The organism is Brevundimonas sp. GCM10030266 (assembly GCF_042666595.1).
In the GTDB taxonomy this organism is placed as follows: Bacteria; Pseudomonadota; Alphaproteobacteria; order Caulobacterales; family Caulobacteraceae; genus Brevundimonas.
Genome location: NZ_JBHTCY010000003.1, coordinates 284545 through 304710, shown reverse-complemented (window position 1 = coordinate 304710; position 20166 = coordinate 284545). Strand labels below are relative to the sequence as shown.

Genomic DNA, 20166 nt, shown 5'->3' with positions numbered 1-20166 from the left:
AGATCATGCCCTTCGCCGCGAGAGACTCATCCTTGGTTGACACCCCCGCGTCCGCACCGACCGAGCCCGCGCCGACCCGCGCAGCGCTGGTCGCCGTGCGTCCCGGCGCGATCACCCTGGCCCGCCACGGCGAGCCGGCCCTGTCGCGCAAATGCATGCTCACCTCGGACCAGTACCGCGACTGGTGGGCGAAGTATGAGGTCGGCGGCCTGCGCGCCGGCCAGACCCCGCCGCCTGAACTGCTGGCCACGGCCGAAGGCGCGGGGGCCATCTACGCCTCGACCCGCCCCCGCGCGCAGGAGACCGCCGCCGCGGCCGCCGCCGGCAAGGAGGTGCTGACGGACGCCCTGTTCATCGAGGCGCCCTTGCCGCCGCCGCACTTCCCGTCGTGGTTCAAGCTTCCGCCGAAATACTGGGGCGGCGTCGCCCGCTTCTGGTGGCACGCCTTCAACCATCACGAAGGCCAGGAAACCCGTCGCGAGGCCGAGGCCCGCGCCGAACAGGCCGCCCAGGTGCTGATCGCCCGCGCCTCGTCCGGGCAGGACGTGCTGGTGCTGGCTCACGGCTATTTCAATCACATGGTCGGCAAGCGCCTGAAGGCCGCCGGCTGGAAGCTCGTCCACAACCAGGGCTTCCGCTACTGGTCCCAGCGTCGGTACGAGAAGCGCTGAACCTCCGGAGGTCCGCATGATCCGCCGTTCCCTGCTGTCCGGTCTGTTCGGCCTGGCCCTGGCCTTCAACGCCCTTCCGGCCTTCGCCCAGGACGCCGCCGTGGACCCCGCCGTCGCGCCGGTGCGGATCGCGCTGGAAACCGGCATGGGCCGCATCGTGATCGAGACCGATCCGCGCGCGCCGATCACCGCCGCCAACTTCGTCCGTTATGCCGATGAGCGCCGGTTCGATGGGGCGCACTTCTACCGGGGCATGACTGTCGCGCCCGGCTACGCCCTCGTCCAGGGCGGGACCAGCGCCCTGCCTGACCGCGCCCTGCCGCCCATCGCCCATGAGCCGACCAGCCAGACCGGCCTCAGCCACGTCAACGGCGCCGTCTCGATGGCGGCCGCCGCCCCGGGACAGGCGACCGGGGATTTCTTCATCATCATGGGCGACCTGTCCTCGCTGGACGCGGGCAAGACCGCGCCGGACGATCAGGGCTTCGCCGTCTTCGGCCGGGTGGTCGAGGGGATGGAGGTTGTCGAGACGATTCTGGCGGCGCCGAAGTCTCCGACCGAGGGGGAGGGCGTCATGCGCGGCCAGATGCTGGATCCCCGCGTGCCCATCGTCACCGCCCGTCGCGTCGAAACGCCCGCCCCCTGAAAGCCGGGATAAGCGTTCTGCCCGCTTGAGGCGGCCCGTTCGCCCCTCTAGGGTCGCGCGCAATGACCGACGCCGCCCCCATCCCCGCCGACCTCAGCTTCGAAGACGCCCTGCAGCGTCTGGAACAGATCGTGTCCCGGCTCGAGTCCGGCCAGGCTCCGCTGGAGGAGTCGATCGCCCTCTATGAGGAAGGCGCGCGCCTGAAGGCCCATTGCGAGGCCCGGCTGAAGGCCGCCCAGCTGCGGGTCGAGAAGATCGTTGTCGGCCCCGACGGCCAGCCGCGCGGCGCCGAGCCCGCGTCCTTCGACTGATGTCCGGTCCCGCCGAAACCATCGGCTTCGACGACTTCATGAAGGTCGACATCCGGGTGGGCCAGGTCCTCAAGGCCGAACCCTTCCCGGAAGCGCGCAAGCCCGCCTACAAGCTGACCATCGATTTTGGCCCCGACATCGGGATCAAGAAGTCCTCGGCCCAGATCACCGTCCACTACACGCTGGAACAGCTGCAGGGGCGTAAGGTCGCCGCCGTGGTCAACTTCCCGCCGCGCCAGATCGGCCCGGTCATGTCGGAGGTCCTGACGCTCGGCTTCCCCGACGAGAACGGCGCGGTCGTACTGGTCGGCGTCGACCGTGAAGTCCCCGTGGGCGGGAGGCTGTTTTGACCTCCATCCCACACGCGGCCAATTCACCGGAACAGGGCGTCATCGACCGGGTGGCCGAGGTCGCCGATCTGGTCACCGTGGCTCTCGACGAGCTGCTGCCTCGCGCCGACGGTCCCGAGTCCCGCCTGACCGAGGCCATGCGCTATGCGGCCCTCGGCCCCGGCAAGCGGCTGCGGCCCTTCTTCGCGCTGGAAGCCGCGACCCTGTTCGATATCGAGGAGCGGCCCGTCCTGCGCGCCGCCTGCGCCCTGGAATGCGTCCACGCCTACAGCCTGGTCCATGACGACCTGCCGGCGATGGACAATGACGACATGCGCCGGGGCCGCCCGACCGTGCATATCGCCTATGACGAGGCCACGGCCATCCTCGCGGGCGACGCCCTGCAGACGGCGGCCTTCGACATCATCCTGCACGAGGACACCCACGACGATCCGGCCATCCGCTGCGAGCTGGCGGCGCGGCTTTCGATGGCGTCGGGCGCGCGCGGCATGGCCGGCGGCCAGATGATCGACCTGCTCGGCGTCCGCGACGACCTCGGCGGCGTCGCCCGCATGCAGCGTCTCAAGACCGGCGCCCTGTTCACCTTCGCCTTCGAGATTCCGCTGATCATCGCCGGCGCGCGCGACATCCACCGTCAGGCCCTGACCAGCTTCGCCCACGACATCGGTCTGGCCTACCAGATCGTCGACGACCTGCTGGACGCCGAGGGCGACGAGGACATCCTCGGCAAGGCGGCGGGCAAGGACGCGGCGCAGGGCAAGACCAATTTCGTCACCCTGCTGGGCATCGATCAGGCGCGGCACAGGGTCGCGCATCTGGCCGACCAGGCCCGCGCCCATCTGGACGTCTTCGGCCCGGATGCGGATATCCTCAAGGCCAGCGTGGACTTTGTGCTTCAGCGCCGGTCCTGATAGGGCTTCCCGCCTGCACCACTCCTGCACGGATTTTTCAGACCGCTTCCACCAGACACGCAGCGAAACAGGCTACAGCGTGTTGGAAGACTGAAGGTTTAGGTTCCCCTCCCGAATGCCCGACACGCCCCTTCTCGATCAGGTGAAATTCCCCGCCGACATGCGGGACTTCGATATCGCCCAGCTCAAGCAGCTGGCGGACGAGGTGCGCACCGAGACCATCGACGCCGTCTCCGTCACCGGTGGCCACCTCGGCGCCGGTCTGGGCGTGGTCGAGCTCAGCGTGGCCCTGCACCACGTCTTCGAGACGCCCAAGGACATCCTGATCTGGGACGTCGGCCACCAGTGCTATCCGCACAAGATCCTGACCGGCCGCCGCGACCGCATCCGCACCCTGCGTCAGGGCGGCGGCCTGTCCGGCTTCACCAAGCGTTCGGAGAGCGAATACGACCCCTTTGGCGCGGCCCACGCCTCGACCTCGATCAGCGCCGCCCTCGGCTTCGCCGCCGCGCGCGACCAGAAGGGCGAGACCAACCGCGTCGTCGCCGTCATCGGCGACGGCTCCATGTCCGCCGGCATGGCCTATGAGGCCATGAACAACGCCGTCGAGGCCACCAATGGCCAGCTGATGGTGATCCTGAACGACAACGACATGTCCATCGCTCCGCCGGTGGGCGGGATGAGCGCCTATCTGGCGCGTCAGGTCTCGGGCGGCGCCTATCGCCAGGTCCGCAACATCGGCAAGAAATTCGTCGAACACCTGCCGCGCCCGTTCAAGGAAGCCGCCCGCAAGGCGGAAGAGTACGCCCGCGGCATGGTCGTCGGCGGCACCTTCTTCGAGGAGCTGGGCTTCTACTATGTCGGCCCCATCGACGGGCACGACATGGACAATCTGGTGCCCATTCTGAAGAACGCGGCGGCCATCACCGATCGCCCGGTGCTGGTCCACGTGGTCACCCAGAAGGGCAAGGGCTACGCCCCGGCCGAGAGCAGCAACGACAAGCTGCACGCGGTGGTCAAGTTCGACGTCGTCTCCGGCAAGCAGTCCAAACCGGTCTCCAACGCCCCCAGCTACACCAAGGTCTTCGGGACCGAGCTGATCAAGCGGGCGCAGGTCGATCCGTCCATCGTGGCCATCACCGCCGCCATGCCGTCCGGCACCGGGCTGGACCTGTTCGGCGCCGCCTTCCCCGAGCGGACCTATGACGTCGGCATCGCCGAGCAGCACGCCGTCACCTTCGCCGCGGGTCTCGCCGCCGACGGCATGAAGCCGGTCTGCGCCATCTATTCGACCTTCCTCCAGCGCGGCTACGACCAGGTCGTCCACGACGTGGCGATCCAGTCCCTGCCGGTCCGCTTCGCCATGGACCGCGCCGGTCTGGTCGGCGCCGACGGCTCGACCCATGCCGGTTCGTTCGACATCGGCTTCATGGGCGCGCTGCCGGGCATGGTCCTGATGGCCGCCTCGGACGAAGCCGAACTGGCCGCCATGATCGCCACCAGCCTCGAGATCGACGACCGCCCCTCGGCCTTCCGCTATCCGCGCGGCGACGGCGTCGGCGTCGACATCCCGGAACTGGCCGCCCCGTTGCAGATCGGCAAGGGCCGCATCGTCCGCGAGGGCACGACCGTCGCCATCCTGTCGCTGGGCACCCGCCTGCAGGAATCGCTCAAGGCCGCCGATGCCCTGGCCGCGCGCGGGGTCTCGGCCACCGTCGCCGACGCCCGCTTCGCCAAGCCGCTGGATGAGGAACTGATCCTGCGTCTGGCCCGCGAGCACGAATGCCTGATCACGGTCGAAGAGGGCGCCATGGGCGGCTTCGGCGGCTTCGTGCTGCAGATGCTGGCCTCGAAGGGCGCTCTGGATAGCGGCCTGAAGATCCGCACCCTGCACCTGCCGGACGTCTTCCAGGATCAGGACAAGCCCGAGCTTCAGTACGCCCAGGCCGGTCTCAACGCGGACCAGATCGCCGCCGCCGCCCTGCAGGCGCTCGGCGTCGAGGCCAGCCGCGCCGTCCGGGCCTGACGCCCGCTTCAGGCAACCCTGACCGGGGTCTGATCGTTTCCGGATCGCACGGTGGGAGATGCGGAGTTCAGGCCATGAAGTTGATCGTTCCCACACTGGTTCTCGGCCTGATGGCCGGCCCGGCCCTCGCCCAGGAGGCCGGTCGCCCCGCGCCGCCCACCGAGACGCCGCTGCCGGAGTTGCAGCCCATCTTCCGCGCGGGGGATCCCGCCATGAGCTGCGTCCAGATTTCCGACGAGGCCGCGGCCCTCAGCCAGCATATGGGTGGCGAGCAGGGCGGCGGGGTGTTCAGGTCGGTGGTCGGCGTCGGCCGGGCGGGAGCCTCCCTGCTTGTGCCCGGCGCCGGTCTGGCTCTCGCCGGCGTCGATGCCTTGAGCCGGCCCGAACGCGAGCAGCGCGAGGCGCGGGAACGCGCCGTCGAACAGCGCTGGTACTACCTCAACGGTCTCTACACCGGCCTGCGCTGCGGCCAGCAGGATCAGGCCGTGACGGTCACGCCCCCGGCCGCCGGGACACCCGTCCAGTAGCGCACGGGGTTGATATTGAGAACTGTTCTCAATATCTGCAAATGATCCATCGTGATCCGAGAGCTCGCCCATGTCCGCCGAACCCGCCCGCCCCTTTGACTGGAACGGCGACAGCGGAGACCGCTGGGTGGAAAATCAGGTTCGACTCGACCGGATGCTGGCCCCCTATGGCGACGCCCTGCGGCTGGCTGCGGCCGCCCGGCCGGGCGAGCGGGTGCTGGATGTCGGGTGCGGGGCAGGGGCCACGACGCTGGACCTCGCCGCACAGGTCGCCCCGGACGGCCGCGTCACCGGCGTTGATATCTCCCAGGCCCTGATCCACCGCGCCCGGGATCTGACGGGCGAGCAGGGGCCGCCGGTGAAATTCCTGCTGGCCGATGCGGCGACCCGGCGCTTCGATCCGATCCACGACCTGATCGTCTCGCGCTTCGGCGTGATGTTCTTCGACCAGCCTGAGGCCGCCTTCCGCAATCTGCGGAAGGCCCTGAAGCCGGACGGCCGTCTGGCTTTCGTCTGCTGGCGCGGCCCGCAGGAGAACGACTGGACCAGGCTGCCGATGACGGCCATCCGCGACATCGTTGCGCCGCCGCCCGCGCCGAACCCGGAGGCGCCCGGTCCCTTCTCCTTCGGCGACCCCGCCCGGGTGGAGCGCATCCTGACCCAGGCCGGCTTCTCGTCCATCCGCATCGCCGCCTTCGACCATCCCGTCCTGTTCGGCGCCGGAGACAGCCCGAACGCGGCGGTCGAGGACGCGGTCGCCAACGCCATCAAGGTCGGCCCCCTGGAACGCGCCCTGAAGGATCAGCCCGAAGACATCAGGGACCGCGCCGTCGCCGCCGTCCGCGCCGCCTACCGGGAGCGCCTGACCCCGGAAGGCGTGGTCATCGACGGCGCCGCCTGGGTGGTGACGGCTGGGGGCTAGGTTCTTATCGCCCGAGCCGCGTAACCCCTCCACCACCCTTCGGGTGGTCCCCCTCCCCAGCTTCGCCGGAGAGGTGACAGCGACAGTTCACCTCTCCACGCAGTGGGGAGGTGGCGCGGCGCGGCTTCGCGCCGTGACGGAGGGGTCGGGTCGGTGCGATCACCACCACCCGCGCCATACGTCCAATACTGACGCACCGGCATGCGATCCTGTCCTGATGGACCTCGCCGCCCGCTTCCATAACCAGTGCGCCGACCTCCGGGACAAGCTCCGCTTCGCCCGGACGCAGCAGGCCCTCGCCCGCCGTCAGCGCGACACGCGCCGCGTCCGCCTTTTCCAGTGTGTGACCGTCAAATGCCTGCGCGCCCTGCGTTTCGCCGCCCGCATCGAGGCCGGCAAAGCGGGGAAATGGATCTTCGACGACAGCCTTTGCCGAACCCATCCGCACTGTTCGCACCCGAATTTTTCCGCCGCCGCGGAAAATACGCGCGACGCCTCGCTGCCGCCCGTCGCCCCGGAAACCAACCGCCGCCGCACCTTCCGCGAACGGCTCCGACGATGGTGAAACTGCTCCAGAACCCACATCCGCACACCAACTCACCGCCCCAGCGCCCCTCCAGGGACGATGCACGCCCTCCCGTTTGCTTTCGTCATCCTCCGGCGAGCGCAGCGAGACCGGGGATCCAGCGGCGCGCGAGAGCGCGAAGCTCAACCTGCTGCCGCCTACTGCCTGCTGCCCACACCCCGCACCCCGCACCCCGCACCCCGATCCAGCCCCGCTTCCCTCGAATCCCGCCCCGCTGCAGCGACCGTTCGCCACGCCTTGTTATACGGGAAATAATCGTGCGGAATTTCAACGCTCTGAGGCAATCCCAAGCCGCCTTGACCTGCGGGGGTGTCGCCTATAGGTTCCGCGCCGAATTCAGACCCCCTCCGGCGTTCGTCCACAGACGGATCAAGGAGCGCTGAGGCCACCATGTCCCTGCCACCGGAATCGCGCGAAGAGGCGATCGCTCGTCTCACCAAGAGCGCATCCAGTCTGGAGCAAAGGACCGCCCCGCCGACCTCTCAGGAGATGGCGGGCATGGCGGTGGCCAACCAGGCGTGGAAGGTGGTCGCCGACCTGCTCGGCGGCGTCTTCGTGGGACTGGCGCTGGGTTTTGGCGTGGACTGGCTGTTCGCGACCAAACCCTGGGGGATTATCAGCGGGGTCCTTCTGGGCTTCGCGTTGTCGATTTACATGGCGCGCCGCACAGCTGACCGGCTGATGGCGCAGGCGAAGGCGGACGGCGTGGAGCCCAAATCCATTCCGTTCGACGATGAGGACGAGGAGCGATAGGCCCGTGGCCGATCCGATCGAACAGTTCGAGATTCACGCCCTTCCGGGTCTGGACTTCGGTGAAGTCACCCTGCCGGTCGTCGGCACGGTGCATCTCGCCGTGACCAATTCGCACGTCGCCATGACGCTGGCCTTCCTGATGGTGGTCGGCTTCCTGACCCTCGTCACCTCGAACGCCAAGGTCGTTCCGGGTCGCCTGCAGGCCGCCGGCGAGCAGCTCTTCGGCATGATCGACGGGGTCACGGACTCCATCATCGGTCACGAAGGCCGCAAATATTTCCCGTTCGTCTTCACCCTGTTCACCCTGATCCTGGGCATGAACCTGCTGGGGATGTTCCTGACCTTCACCGCGACCTCGCAGCTGGCCGTCACCTGCACCTTCGCCGTGCTGACCATCCTGCTGGTCCTGATCGTCGGCTTCGCCAAGCACGGCTTCGGCTTCTTCAGCCTGTTCTGGCCGTCGGCCGCGCCGCTGGTGCTGCGCCCGGTCGTGGGCGCCATCGAGTTCCTGTCCTTCCTGCTGCGCCCGGTCACCCTGGCCCTGCGTCTGTTCGGCAACATGCTGGGCGGTCACGTGGCCCTGAAGATCTTCGCCGGCTTCGTCGTTTCGCTGGGCGCCATGGCGTTCACCGGCGCCAGCCTGGGCCTCTTCGCCCTGCCGATCGCAGCCCTGTCGATGGTCGGGGTCGTCGCCCTGACCGCCCTCGAGTTCCTCGTGGCCTTCCTGCAGGCCTTCGTGTTCGCCGTTCTGGCCGCCATCTATCTCAATGATGTGGTCAACCTGGGTCATGGCCACTAAGGCTCTGGACCAGTTCTGTCTCAACCCTGACTTCAAACTAAGGATACACAGCAATGGAAGCTGAAGCCGCCAAGTACATCGGCGCCGGCCTGGCCACCCTCGGCATGATCGGTTCGGCCATCGGCGTGGGCAACATCTTCGCCAACTTCCTGAACGGCGCCCTGCGCAACCCGTCGGCTGCCGGCTCGCAAGTCGGCAACCTGTTCGTCGGCGCCGCCCTGGCTGAAGCCCTGGGCATCCTGGCCTTCGTTCTGGGCATCCTGATCCTGAACTCGTAAGACCCGCCTACCCGACGGCGGCGTCCTCCCGACCGGAGGGCGCCGCTGTTCTGCTAATTTCTCCGTAGAACGGACGCCATGGCCGCTCCCACCCCAATTGACCCGCACGCCGACGCTCACGCGACGACCGAGGCTCCGGCCCACGGCGGCGAAAGCGGCGGCCTGCCGCAGTTCGAAACCCAGCACTGGTTCGGGCAGATCGCCTACCTGCTGATCCTGTTCGCCGTCCTGTACCTGCTGATCAGCAAGGTCTTCGCGCCGCGCATCCGCCGCGTGATGGACGAACGGGCTGACACCATTTCCGGCGCTGTGGCCACCGCCCGTCAGGTGCAGGCTGAAGCCGCCGCCCAGGCCGAGGCCGCCAAGGCTGACGTCGCCCGGGCCCGCGCCGAAAGCCGTGCTACCGCCCAGGCCGCCGCCACCCGCATCGCCGAAGAGGCCGCCGCCCGCAAGGCGACCGAGGAAGCCGCCGTCGCGGCCCGCATCGCCGGGGCCGAGGCCGCCATCGCCAAGACCCGCGACGCCGCCATGACCAATGTCGGCACGATCGCCAATGACACCGCTTCGGCCATCGTCGAGCGCCTGACCGGCAAGGCCCCGACGGCCGCCGAGGTCGCCGCCGCCGTCAAGGGAGCCGCCTGATGCCCCACTTCCTCGACCCGCATATGTACAGCTTCGACAACCCGGAGCTCTGGGTTGCTATCGGCCTGCTGCTCTTCATCGGCATCGTGATCTGGGCCGGCGTGCCCAAGCTGGTCGCCGGCGCCCTGGACGCCAAGGCCGCCAAGATCCAGGCCGAGCTGGACGAGGCCGCCCGTCTGCGCGCCGAAGCCGAGGCCCTGCTGGCTGAAATCCGCGCCGAGAAGGCCGAGGCCGAGGCCCAGGCCGCCGCCATGCTGAAGGCCGCCGAGGACGACGCCCGTCGCCTCGAAGCCGAAGCCAAGGTCAAGCTGGAAGAGGCCATGGTTCGCCGTCAGGCGCTGGCCGAACGCCGCATCGAACAGGCCGAGGCGCAAGCCACCGCCGAGGTGAAGGCCGCCGCCACCGATCTGGCCGCCAAGGCCGCCGAACAGATCCTGACCGCCCGCGTGGCCGGCCAGAAGAGCGACCCGCTCCTCGACGCCGCCATCGCCCAGCTGGGCACGCGGCTGAACTGATCCCCGGGATCAGCTCCAAAGAACAAAGGCCCCGCTGGAGTGATCCGGCGGGGCCTCCTTCTTGTTCAGTGCGCGGCTGCGGCGCCGACCGGATGGGCCAGCCTCTTCTCGCGCCGCACCAGCCGTCCGTAGACGTTGCCGAGCACGATGCCGAAGATCGCATGGCTGGCGATCATCCAGGCCAGGGTGCCGAAACCGGCGCGCATGAAGAACATGCCGACGTTCATCATCGGCGCCAGGAACAGCCCCATCAGGATGAAGGCCCCCACGGCGAACAGGATGCCCTTCGACTCGGGCGTGTCCGTCGGCAGTCTGGGGCACAGGATGCCGAACAGCGGCCCCAGCACCAGGGTGCCGGCCGCCATATGGGCGACCCAGCCGATCGCCGGGGTATCCTGGGCCCCGAACATGACCGACAGAAGCTGCGGGAAACTGACCGCCCAGTGGCCGACGGTCGTGTTGATGGCCTCGATGATCGAGACCACGACGGTGGCCGCAAAACCCGCGACCAGACCCTTTTGTACGCGTGACATCATGACCAGCAGCGCCTCCCAACGCCTGTTTCGGTTCTTGATAACGCGAGGGAAAGCATACGCCTCCTGTGCAGACCGGCGTTCACTTTGACGTGCTTCGCAGGTGCGGGAGGATCAGGGGGCGGGGAAGGCGACGCCGGTCAGCTGCTCTGACCGGTCCCAGAGGGCGCTCGCAACGGCCCTGTCCAGCGCCTGCGGGCGGACGGCGGCGACGCCGGGCTAGCCCTTCAGGTCCATGAAGCCCAGCGGCCCGTAATAGCCGCCGGGGGTCACATCCGGAGCCGTGGCGGCCATGAGTATGGGCAGCGCCCCGTCCGACGCGGAGTGGCTGACAAGGCCCTCCAGCGCCCGGGTCACGGCCCCGAACAGGCTGCCGCCGCCCTGCGCCGGGCCATTGGCGATCAGATCGGTGCGCGCGAAGCCCGGGTGGGCCGCGACGCTGGTCAGGCCCCAGCCCTGCGCATCGCTGCGCCGCTGCAACTCGAGAGCGAACATCAGCATGGCCAGCTTCGACTGCTGGTACACCGGCCAGGCGCGATAGCCCTGGGTGTAGTTCAGGTCGTCCAGTCGGATCCGCCCGCCCTTGTGGGCGATGCTGGCCAGTTGAACCACCCGGGCCTTCCCGGCGATCAACGAAGGCAGCAGGCGGGCCGTCAGGGCGAAGTGGGACAGGTAGTTGGTCCCCAGCTGCATCTCATGCCCGTCCACCGTCGTCTGGCGCCTGGGCAGGGCCATGACGCCGGCGTTGTTGATCAGGATGTCGATGGGCCGGCCCGCCGCCAGCATCCGGTCGGCGAAGGCGGCGACGTCGGTGAGGCTGGCCAGATCAACGGGCTCGAAGCGGAGCAGGGCGTCCGGGAAGGCGCCGCGAATACGGGCGAGGGCGTCGGCGCCCTTGGCCGGGTTGCGACCCGCCAGCACCACCTCCGCGCCCTTGCCGGCCAGCGCCAGCGCGGTTTCCCACCCCAGCCCGCCGGTCGCGCCTGTGACGACGGCCAGCTTGCCGGTGAGGTCGGGGATGTCATCAGTCGTCCAGCGCATCGGATACACCTAGTGCGCCGTCGCTGAAGCGTCAGCCCCCTCCCCATCGGGGAAGGGGCGACACAGGGTATCAGGCCGCCTGGTTGGAGCCTTCCGGGGCGGTCCAGCGCAGCACCGGCGAGCGGGCGGCGCGGGTCTCGTCCAGACGACGCAGCGGGGCGTGGAAGGGCGCGCCCTTGAAGCGGTCCACATCACCAGCCTTGGCGGCGCCGGCCAGCAGGCGCATGGCCTCGATGAAGCGGTCCAGTTCGGCCTTGGACTCGGTCTCGGTCGGCTCGATCAGCATGGCGCCGTGGACGACCAGCGGGAAATACATGGTCATCGGGTGGAAGCCCTCGTCGATCATCGCCTTGGCGAAGTCGAGCGTGGTGATGTCCGTGCCCTTCAGCCATTCGTCGTCGAACAGGGCCTCGTGCATGCAGGGACCGTCGGGGAAGGCCGGGCTCATCAGGTCCTGCAGGCGGGCCTTGATGTAGTTGGCGTTCAACACCGCGTCCTCGGCGACCTGGCGCAGGCCGTCCGAACCGTGGCTCATCATGTACGACAGGGCGCGGACATACATGCCCATCTGGCCCTGGAAGGCGCACAGGCGGCCGAAGGCTTGGGCGGCCTCGTCTTCCTCGCGCTCGACCAGACGATAGCCGTCAGCGTCGTGGACGACCCACGGAGCGGGCGCGAAGGGCGCCAGGGCTTCCGACAACACCACCGGACCGGCGCCCGGACCGCCGCCGCCGTGCGGCGTCGAGAAGGTCTTGTGCAGGTTGATGTGCATGGCGTCGACGCCCAGGTCGCCCGGACGAACCCGGCCGACAATGGCGTTGAAGTTGGCGCCGTCGCAGTAGAAGTAGGCGCCGGCCTCGTGCGTCAGTCGGGCGATCTCGACGATGTCGCGCTCGAACAGGCCGCAGGTGTTGGGGTTGGTCACCATGATGGCGGCGACGTCCGGGCCCAGCTTCGAGGCCAGATCAGCCACGTCCACGCGGCCGTCGTCGGTCTGGGCGACCTCGACGACCGAATAGCCGACGAAGGCGGCGGTGGCGGGGTTGGTGCCGTGGGCGCTGGTCGGAACCAGAACCTTCTTGCGCACGTCGCCTTCGCCCTTGGCCTCATGGGCGGCGCGAATGGCCATCAGGCCGCACAGTTCACCGTGGGCGCCGGCCTTGGGCGACAGGGCGACGGCGGGCATGCCGGTCAGGGTCTTCAGCCAGTGAGACAGTTGATCCATCAGCTCCAGCGCGCCCTGCACGGTCGACATGGGTTGCAGCGGGTGGATGTCCGAGAAGCCCGGCAGGCGCGCCATCTTCTCGTTCAGGCGCGGGTTGTGCTTCATCGTGCACGAACCCAGCGGATAGATGGCCAGGTCGATGGCGTGGTTCTTCTGCGACAGGCGCACATAGTGGCGCATGGCTTCCGGCTCCGACAGGCCGGGCAGGCCGATCGGGTCCTTGCGGACCAGATCGCCGAGGTCCGAGGCCGAACCCTTGGGCTCCGGCAGGTCGACGCCGGTCTTGCCCCAGCCATCGCCCTCGAAGATCAGGGCTTCGTTCTGCAGCAGGCCGCGACCGCCGGTCAGGGTGGCGGGCTTGCCAGAGCCTTGGGTCGTGACTTCGTTCGGCGTGGTCGGGCGGCCGACGGTGTTCATGGTGCTCATCGTCTTGTCTCCGCTCAGGCCGCCAGAACCTTGCCGAGCGCCTTGGCCAGCAGGGTGATGTCAGTGTCCAGGGTGGTCTCGGTCGCCGCGACCAGCAGGACGTCGTCCATGCCGGCGTCCGGGGCCAGACGGCTGTAGGGCACGCCCGCCAGCAGGTGATGGGCGGCCAGGGTGTCGACCACCTCGGCCGCCGGCTTCGGCAGCTTGATCGCGAACTCGTTGAAGAAGCGCGGGGTCAGAACCTCGACGCCGGGAATGGCGGCCAGCGCGTCACGCGTGGCGACGGCCTTCTCGTGGTTCAGCAGGGCCAGTTTGCGCAGGCCCGTCTCGCCCAGCAGGCTCATGTGGATGGTGAAGGCCAGGGTGCACAAGCCCGAGTTGGTGCAGATGTTCGACGTGGCCTTGTCGCGACGGATGTGCTGCTCGCGGGTCGACAGGGTCAGGACGAAGCCGCGCTCTCCGTCGGCGTCCACGGTCTCGCCGGTCAGGCGGCCGGGCATCTGGCGGATCAGCTTCTCGCGCGTGGCGAACAGGCCAACGTAGGGGCCGCCGAAGTTCAGGGCGTTGCCGATCGATTGGCCCTCGGCCGCGACGATGTCGGCGCCCATTTCGCCGGGCGACTTCAGCAGGCCCATCGACACGGCTTCCGTCACCACGACGATCAGCAGGGCGCCGGCGGCGTGGGCGGCTTCGGCGATCTTCGTCACGTCGGTGGCGGTGCCGAAGACGTTCGGGGTCTGGACGACGACGCAGGCGGTGTCGGGACCGATCTGGTCGATCACGGCGGCCTCGGCGTCGACGGCGGCCGGCAGGGCCAGCGTCTCGACGCCGACGGCGTGGACCACGGTCTCGGTCGCCTTGACGTAGTGGGGGTGGACGCCGCCCGAGATGATTGCCTTGTTGCGGCGGGTCACGCGGGTCGCCATCAGCACACCCTCGGCCATGGCGGTCGAGCCGTCATAGAGGCTGGCGTTGGCCACCGGCATGCCGGTCAGGTTCGCGACCTGCGTCTGGAACTCGTACAGGTACTGCAGCGTGCCCTGGGCGATTTCCGGCTGATAGGGGGTGTAGCTGGTCAGGAATTCCGACCGCTGGATGATGTGGTCCACGGTGGCCGGAACGTGGTGCTTGTAGGCGCCGGCGCCGCAGAAAAAGGGGACGGTCCCTGCGGTGGCGTTCTTCGCCGCCATGGCCGACAGGGCGCGCTCGACCTCCAGTTCGCCCGCCACGCGCGGCAGATCCACCGGGCCATCCAGACGAGCGCTGGCGGGCACGTCCACGAACAGGTCGTCGATGGATTTCGCGCCGATGGCGGCGAGCATCGCCGTACGGTCATCGGGCGTGAGGGGGAGGTAGCGCATGGGTGGCTCCTGGCCGGGGAGGCGGCCGAGACGGCCCACTGACTCTTAATCAGCGGGCCGAAACATTAGTTACTGGGTGGCGAGGTAGGCGTCGTAGGCGGCGCGATCCATCAGGGCGTCCAGCTGCGAGGCGTCCGAGACCTTGATCTTGGCGAACCAGCCTTCGCCTTCCGGATCGGTGTTGACGGTTTCCGGGGCCGAGGCCAAGGCGGCGTTGCCCTCGATCACCTCGCCCGAGACCGGGGCGTAGACGTCCGAGGCGGCCTTGACCGATTCCACGACGGCGAAGCTGTCGCCGACCGAGACGGCTTTGCCGGCTTCCGGGGTCTCGACGAACACCACGTCGCCCAGGGCGTCGGCGGCGTGCTTGGAGATGCCGACGGTGGCGATGTCACCGTCCAGGCTGACCCACTCGTGATCCTTGGTGAACTTCATGGTCTGATCCTCAGGCCTTGGGTTTGCGGTAATAGCGTTGCGCCACGAACGGCATGGCGATGACTTCGGCGGCGGCGGCCTTGCCGCGCACGATGACCTTCAGGTCCGTGCCCAGTTCGGCGAAGGCCGGCGGCACATAGCCCATGGCGATGTTGCGGCCCAGGGTCGGCGAGGGGCCGCCCGAAGTGACCTTGCCGATGACGTTTCCGTCGGCGTCGGCGATCTCGGCGCCTTCACGGGCCGGGGCGCCTTCCTTGACGCTCAGGCCGACGCGGACGCGACTCGGGCCCTCGGCCAGCTCCTTCAGGATGCGCTCGGCGCCGGCGAAGTCGGCCCGCTCCTTGCGCGACTTGGACAGGGCGAAGGTCAGGGCGCCTTCCACGGGGCTGGTGGTCGGATCGATGTCGTGGCCGTGCAGCGGCAGGCCGGCCTCGAGGCGCAGGCTGTCGCGGGCGCCCAGGCCGATCGGCTTCACGCGGGCGTCTTCCAGCAGCAGGTTCCAGATGCGCTCGGCCTGGTCGGCCGGGACCGAGATCTCGTAACCGTCCTCGCCGGTGTAGCCCGAGCGCGAGACGTAGCAGTCCACGCCGAAGATCATCACCCGGGCGCAGTCCATGAAGCCGAAATCGCCGAACAGCGGGTCATGCTTGACCATGACCTCGGCGGCCTCGGGGCCCTGGATGGCGATCAGGGCGCGGTCCAGCACCGTCAGCTTGGCATCGCCCTCGAGGTTGGCCTGCCAGAAGGCGAAGTCCTCGTCCTTGTTGCCGGCGTTGACGACGACGAACAGGCCGTCGTGGTCCGGCTTGCCGGCCATCAGGTCGTCGATGATGCCGCCGTCCTTGTTGAGCAGCAGCGAGTATTTCTGCTTGCCGGCTTTCAGGATCGCATAGTCGCCGGGCACGAAGCGCTCGAACTGGGCGATGGCGTCCTCGCCGGTGATCTTGCACTGGCCCATGTGGGAGACGTCGAACAGGCCGGCGTGCTCGCGGGTCCAGCGGTGCTCGGCCAGCACGCCCTCGTACTGGACCGGCATGTCATAGCCGCCGAAACTGACCATGCGGGCCCCAAGGGCGCGGTGCGCGGCGTTCAGGGGCGTGGTCTTCAGGGCTTGATCGGTCATGGTCCAGACTCTCGCGGTCGCGTATTTTGGCGGAAGCTCCGCCGTCCTCGCGCCCCCGCTGTCCTGAAGCCTGAGAGATTCCGGCGACCTCAATGAGGCGCCTTGCTCCGTCGGCGAGGCCATAAGCCTGCTTTCCAGCGTCCGTGCGCCCTCGCGGTCCTTTTGCCTGAGCGTTTCCGGGGCGGTTGCGCCTTCGGCTCCGAAGCCCGTTTTCGGGGCCTCGATCTCTCCCGCGAGAGCAGGGTTCCAAGACCCCGACTCCGGTTCCAAGTCAAGCGGCAGCGTGCGTTCGGCGCACAGCAAAAAGCCCCCGGCGCGGGGCCGGGGGCTTCTTTCAGGATCACGATCCCGAACGTCGGCTTACGGCGTCTCGGTGATCAGCAGGGCGCCGCGCGCCGGGCTGTCGCCGTAGGTGCCGATCCAGACATCGTAGACACCGCTGCGCGGGCTGTTGAAGCGCACCTCGGCGTCGCCGTCGCCGTAGCTGTCGTCATCGCAGTAGAAGCGACCGTCCGCGCCGTTGATGACCAGGGTGGTGTCCTCGCCCGAGCGGGTGCGGAAGACCAGCGGCAGGCTGCCGGCGGTGTAGGTCAGCTTGAAGTCCGGCGCGCTGCTGATCTTGCCGACGCAGCCGTTGCCCAGACGCGAAGCGTCGATGCTGCCGCCCGCGACCACATCAACCGAATAGGGGTCCGGCGTGAAACCGGCCGACAGGCGCGCCGAGCCGAAGTTCGGAGTCTGCGACGAGTCCTGCGCGGCGGCGGGCATGGCGGTGGTGGTCAGGGCGCAGGCGAGAGCGAGCGCGGAAAGGCGTTTGATCATTGATGTCCCCAGTACAGGCGGCGAACAGGCCGCGACTTCCGGTGTGTCCGGTGGCGAACACATGACCGTTGGTTTCTGAACTTCAAATGAATGGCGACGCTTGGCGCGTCATGGGGCCGTGAACGACAGCACGATCAAGGTCAGGCCGAGACCGAACATCAGGGGAGTGGCCACCCGAATGACCCGGATGCAAAGGCTGATGAAGGCGCTGTCGTAGTCGCGGTGGCGGTCTGTGTAGACGTCCTGAATGAAGCGGGCTCCGAACGGATCCCACAGCGAGGACAGGATGACGGGGCCTTCGCCGCCCCGACCTTCGGCCTTGAGGCGTGACGCTTCGATAACGGCCCCGGCGAAGGCGATCACGTTTGCCGCGCCCGCGCCGAAGAAGGTCCAGACGATGATCGACAGCAGGTGGGTCACGCCGCCCGCGCCGCCCAGGCCTCGACCTCGGCGATCCGTTCGGCCTTGTCCGCTTCGCTGAGGAAGCTCCCCTCGAAGCTGTTGATCGCCATCTGCGTCACCTGCGCGCGGGTCAGGCCCACGGCTTCGGCCAGCCGGGCGTAGTTGGCGTTCACATAGCCGCCGAAATAGGCCGGATCGTCCGAGTTCAGGGTCACATGCAGGCCCCGGCGCAGCATCTCGGGGACCGGATGGTCCTTCAGGTCCTTCACCACGCAGAGCTTCAGGTTCGACAGGGGGCAGACGGTCAGGGTCATCTGCTCCTTCGCCAACCGCTGGATCAGGCTCTCGTCCTCCATCGAGCGGTTGCCGTGGTCCATGCGGTCGATGTGCAGCAGGTCCAGCGCCTCATGCACATAGGCGGGCGGGCCCTCTTCACCGGCATGGGCGCACAGCTTCAGGCCCAACTCGCGGGCGGCGGCGAAGACGCGCTGGAATTTCGACGGCGGATGCCCGACCTCGGACGAGTCCAGCCCGACCCCGATGAAATGGTGCAGGTACGGCTTGGCCATCTCCAGGGTGGCGAAGGCCTCTTCTTCCGTCAGGTGGCGCAGGAAGCTCAGGATCAGGCCGGAGGTGACGCCCAGCTCCGCCTTGGCGCGGTCCATGCCCGCGATCAGGCCCTCGACGACGACGCCGAACTCGACGCCGCGATCGGTGTGGGTCTGGGGATCGAAGAAGATCTCGGCGTGGCGCACATTGTCCGCCGCCGCCCGCTGGAAATAGGCGAAGGCCAGATCCTCGAAGTCCTTGCGCGTCAGCAGGACATTGGCCCCGGCGTAATAGATGTCGAGGAAGTCCTGCAGGTTCGAAAAATCGTAGGCCGCGCGCACGGCCTCGACGCTGTCGAACGGGATTGAGACGCCGTTGCGCTGCGCCAGCTCGAACATCAGCTCGGGCTCCAGCGAGCCCTCGATGTGCAGGTGCAGTTCGGCCTTGGGCAGGCCGGCGATGTAGGCGTCGAGCGACATGGGACTTCTCCTTGCGGGAGAAGCTTAACCTACATCCGCTCCGGCGTGTCGATTCCCAGCAGGGTCAGGGCGATGACCAGCTGATCCAGAGCCGCCTTCGACAGGGCCAGACGCGAGGCCTTGGTCGCTTCGTCCGGCGCGATCAGCACCGGGCAGGCCGCGTAGAATTTCGAGAACGACTGGGCCAGCCGGTAGGCGTGCTCGGCCACGACGTGCGGCATGCGCTTGTCGTAGGCCTCGACCGTCGCCTGCGAGAAGGCGTCCAGCGTCAGGGCCAGATCGCGCTCCGCCGGTTCGGCGATGATGATGGCGCCGGGCGCCAGACCCTGCTCGGCCGCCTTGCGTAGCATCGACTTGATGCGGACGGCTTGGAACAGCAGGTACGGACCAGCCTTGCCCTCGAAGCTCATGAAGCGGTCGAGGTCGAAGACGTAGCTGGTGGTCCGGGCGTTCGACAGGTCCGAGAACTTCAGGGCCGCGATGGCCACCTTGTGGGCGATAGCCTCGAACTCTTCCGGCGACAGGTCGTCGCCCAGCTTCGCCTCGTGCAGGCGCTCGCGCGCCTTCTCGGTCGCCTGATCGATCAGGTCACGCAGCTTCAGCACGCCGCCCGCGCGGGTCTTGAAGGGCTTGCCATCCTGGCCGTTCATCGTGCCGAAGCCGAGGTGCTCCAGCGACTTCTCGGCGGCGTAGCCGGCCAGATAGGCGGCGCGGAACACCTGCTCGAAATGCTCGGCCTGACGCTCGTCGACGACGTACAGGGCCAGGTCCGGGCTGATGGCCTTCTTGCGGTCGAGAATCGTGGCCAGGTCGGTCGTGCCGTACATGGCCGACCCTTCCGAGCTGATCACCAGCAGGGGCGGGGGCGACGGGGCCTCGATCACCGAGCCGTCGGCCAGCTTCTTCTTGCGCGTCTCGCCGGGACGGGCGACGTGAACCACCTGAGCGCCGTCATCGGCGACCAGCAGGCCCGTGTCCTTCAGATGCGCCAGCATCTCGGCCATCACCGGATCGGCGTCGCTCTCGCCGTTCCACAGGTCGAAATCGACCGACAGGTCGCCGTATTCGCGCTTGAGCGCCTCGCGGCTGACGGCCACGAAATGCTGCCACAGCGCGCGATAGCCGGGGCGGCCGTTCTGCAGTTCGGCCGTCGCCTTGCGGGCGCGGTCGCGGAAGGCCGGGTCTTCCTTGGCCTTGCCGGCGGCTAGCGGATACAGCCGGTCCAGATCGGCCAGCGAGACCGGGCTCTCGGCCGGGAAGGGACCGTCGCCCTCGGCCATGAAGGCGTCAGCCAGATTCTCATCGCCGCAGGCGACGATCAGCAGGCCCATCTGGAAGCCCCAGTCGCCGAAGTGGGCGTCGCCGATAACCGTGTCACCGCGGAAGCGGAACAGGCGCTTCAGGCTCTCGCCGATGATGGCGCTGCGCAGGTGGCCGACGTGCATCGGCTTGGCCACGTTCGGACCGCCGTAGTCGATCACCACCTTGCGGGCGTCGGTGACGACAGCGGCGCCGGCATGGGCGGCGTCGGCGGCCACTTCGCCGGCGCGCTTCGCCAGAGTGGCGTCCGCGATCTTCAGATTGATGAAGCCGGGACCGGCCACTTCGACCGAGGCGAACCGCGGGTCGTTCTCCAGCCGTGCGGCGACCTTGCCCGCCAGTTCGCGCGGGTTGGCTTTCAGCGCCTTGGCGGCGGCCAGGGCGCCGTTGGACTGGAAGTCAGCCAGATCCGGCCGGTCCGAGACCGTCACGCGGGCCAGCGACGCGTCCACGCCTTCGGCGGCGAAGGCGGCCCCGACCGCTTCGCCCAGTTCCGTCTTGAGATCGGTCATT

Annotated in this window: 24 protein-coding genes and 1 riboswitch; of the genes, 14 read left to right on the top strand and 10 right to left on the bottom strand. The window is 68.4% G+C overall.

Annotated features, from left to right (window positions below):
* Positions 1 to 32 precede the first annotated feature (32 nt).
* The 14 genes from ACFQQC_RS11300 to ACFQQC_RS11235 all read left to right on the top strand — a co-directional run bounded on the left by ACFQQC_RS11300 (position 33) and on the right by ACFQQC_RS11235 (position 9937).
* Positions 33 to 671 carry a histidine phosphatase family protein gene (locus tag ACFQQC_RS11300; protein WP_376862494.1) on the top strand — a complete coding sequence of 213 codons (639 nt, stop codon included), beginning with the start codon at positions 33 to 35 and terminating at the stop codon, positions 669 to 671.
* A 16-nt stretch (positions 672 to 687) separates the two neighbouring features.
* Complete coding sequence (locus tag ACFQQC_RS11295) at positions 688 to 1317, top strand: peptidylprolyl isomerase (protein ID WP_376862493.1); 630 nt, start codon at positions 688 to 690, stop codon at positions 1315 to 1317.
* A gap of 62 nt (positions 1318 to 1379) precedes the next feature.
* Positions 1380 to 1628, top strand: coding sequence for an exodeoxyribonuclease VII small subunit (locus tag ACFQQC_RS11290; RefSeq protein WP_376862492.1), 249 nt, complete (start codon positions 1380 to 1382; stop codon positions 1626 to 1628).
* Positions 1628 to 1978, top strand: coding sequence for a tRNA-binding protein (locus tag ACFQQC_RS11285; RefSeq protein WP_376862491.1), 351 nt, complete (start codon positions 1628 to 1630; stop codon positions 1976 to 1978). Before ACFQQC_RS11290 ends, ACFQQC_RS11285 begins: the two co-directional genes overlap by 1 nt.
* A 41-nt stretch (positions 1979 to 2019) precedes the next feature.
* A complete protein-coding gene (locus ACFQQC_RS11280) occupies positions 2020 to 2889 on the top strand; it encodes a polyprenyl synthetase family protein (protein WP_376862681.1) in 870 nt (289 codons plus the stop codon).
* A 115-nt stretch (positions 2890 to 3004) separates the two neighbouring features.
* Positions 3005 to 4915 (top strand): 1-deoxy-D-xylulose-5-phosphate synthase, encoded by a 1911-nt coding sequence (dxs, locus tag ACFQQC_RS11275; protein WP_376862490.1) that lies wholly within the window; start codon positions 3005 to 3007, stop codon positions 4913 to 4915.
* A 74-nt stretch (positions 4916 to 4989) separates the two neighbouring features.
* Entirely contained in the window at positions 4990 to 5442 is a 453-nt protein-coding gene (locus ACFQQC_RS11270) for a hypothetical protein (protein WP_376862489.1), read from the top strand.
* Between the two features lie 70 nt (positions 5443 to 5512).
* Positions 5513 to 6364, top strand: a complete 852-nt coding sequence (locus ACFQQC_RS11265) for a class I SAM-dependent methyltransferase (RefSeq protein ID WP_376862488.1) — start codon at positions 5513 to 5515, stop codon at positions 6362 to 6364.
* Positions 6365 to 6581: 217 nt separating this feature from the next.
* A complete protein-coding gene (locus ACFQQC_RS11260) occupies positions 6582 to 6929 on the top strand; it encodes a hypothetical protein (RefSeq protein ID WP_376862487.1) in 348 nt (115 codons plus the stop codon).
* Between the two features lie 411 nt (positions 6930 to 7340).
* Positions 7341 to 7703 (top strand): AtpZ/AtpI family protein, encoded by a 363-nt coding sequence (locus ACFQQC_RS11255; RefSeq protein ID WP_376862486.1) that lies wholly within the window; start codon positions 7341 to 7343, stop codon positions 7701 to 7703.
* Positions 7704 to 7707: 4 nt separating this feature from the next.
* Positions 7708 to 8502, top strand: a complete 795-nt coding sequence (locus ACFQQC_RS11250) for a F0F1 ATP synthase subunit A (protein WP_376862485.1) — start codon at positions 7708 to 7710, stop codon at positions 8500 to 8502.
* A 53-nt stretch (positions 8503 to 8555) separates the two neighbouring features.
* Entirely contained in the window at positions 8556 to 8780 is a 225-nt protein-coding gene (locus ACFQQC_RS11245) for a F0F1 ATP synthase subunit C (RefSeq protein WP_201099132.1), read from the top strand.
* Between the two features lie 78 nt (positions 8781 to 8858).
* On the top strand, positions 8859 to 9422 hold the full coding sequence (locus ACFQQC_RS11240) for a hypothetical protein (RefSeq protein WP_376862484.1): 564 nt from the start codon (positions 8859 to 8861) through the stop codon (positions 9420 to 9422).
* The gene (locus ACFQQC_RS11235; protein ID WP_376862483.1) at positions 9422 to 9937 is read left to right on the top strand and encodes a F0F1 ATP synthase subunit B; all 516 of its coding nucleotides are present in this window, start codon (positions 9422 to 9424) and stop codon (positions 9935 to 9937) included. Before ACFQQC_RS11240 ends, ACFQQC_RS11235 begins: the two co-directional genes overlap by 1 nt.
* A gap of 65 nt (positions 9938 to 10002) precedes the next feature.
* Here the strand turns inward: ACFQQC_RS11235 and ACFQQC_RS11230 are convergent, their stop codons facing one another.
* The 10 genes from ACFQQC_RS11230 to argS all read right to left on the bottom strand — a co-directional run bounded on the left by ACFQQC_RS11230 (position 10003) and on the right by argS (position 20165).
* On the bottom strand, positions 10003 to 10473 hold the full coding sequence (locus ACFQQC_RS11230; RefSeq protein WP_376862482.1) for a DUF6789 family protein: 471 nt from the start codon (positions 10471 to 10473) through the stop codon (positions 10003 to 10005).
* Positions 10474 to 10689: 216 nt separating this feature from the next.
* Entirely contained in the window at positions 10690 to 11511 is an 822-nt protein-coding gene (locus ACFQQC_RS11225; RefSeq protein WP_376862481.1) for an SDR family oxidoreductase, read from the bottom strand.
* A 70-nt stretch (positions 11512 to 11581) separates the two neighbouring features.
* Positions 11582 to 13162, bottom strand: coding sequence for an aminomethyl-transferring glycine dehydrogenase subunit GcvPB (gcvPB, locus tag ACFQQC_RS11220; protein ID WP_376862480.1), 1581 nt, complete (start codon positions 13160 to 13162; stop codon positions 11582 to 11584).
* Between the two features lie 14 nt (positions 13163 to 13176).
* On the bottom strand, positions 13177 to 14523 hold the full coding sequence (gene gcvPA / locus ACFQQC_RS11215; RefSeq protein ID WP_376862479.1) for an aminomethyl-transferring glycine dehydrogenase subunit GcvPA: 1347 nt from the start codon (positions 14521 to 14523) through the stop codon (positions 13177 to 13179).
* 69 nt (positions 14524 to 14592) lie between these two features.
* Positions 14593 to 14958, bottom strand: coding sequence for a glycine cleavage system protein GcvH (gene gcvH / locus ACFQQC_RS11210; RefSeq protein ID WP_376862478.1), 366 nt, complete (start codon positions 14956 to 14958; stop codon positions 14593 to 14595).
* Between the two features lie 10 nt (positions 14959 to 14968).
* A complete protein-coding gene (gene gcvT / locus ACFQQC_RS11205) occupies positions 14969 to 16081 on the bottom strand; it encodes a glycine cleavage system aminomethyltransferase GcvT (protein WP_376862477.1) in 1113 nt (370 codons plus the stop codon).
* A gap of 144 nt (positions 16082 to 16225) precedes the next feature.
* A riboswitch (glycine riboswitch) is annotated at positions 16226 to 16324 on the bottom strand.
* A gap of 117 nt (positions 16325 to 16441) precedes the next feature.
* Positions 16442 to 16903, bottom strand: a complete 462-nt coding sequence (locus ACFQQC_RS11200) for a peptidase S1 (RefSeq protein ID WP_376862476.1) — start codon at positions 16901 to 16903, stop codon at positions 16442 to 16444.
* 108 nt (positions 16904 to 17011) lie between these two features.
* Positions 17012 to 17323 (bottom strand): hypothetical protein, encoded by a 312-nt coding sequence (locus ACFQQC_RS11195; protein WP_376862475.1) that lies wholly within the window; start codon positions 17321 to 17323, stop codon positions 17012 to 17014.
* Entirely contained in the window at positions 17320 to 18333 is a 1014-nt protein-coding gene (locus ACFQQC_RS11190; protein WP_376862474.1) for an adenosine deaminase, read from the bottom strand. The genes ACFQQC_RS11195 and ACFQQC_RS11190 overlap by 4 nt, the downstream gene beginning before the upstream one ends.
* A gap of 29 nt (positions 18334 to 18362) precedes the next feature.
* Complete coding sequence (gene argS, locus ACFQQC_RS11185) at positions 18363 to 20165, bottom strand: arginine--tRNA ligase (RefSeq protein ID WP_376862473.1); 1803 nt, start codon at positions 20163 to 20165, stop codon at positions 18363 to 18365.
* Position 20166: the final 1 nt, after the last annotated feature.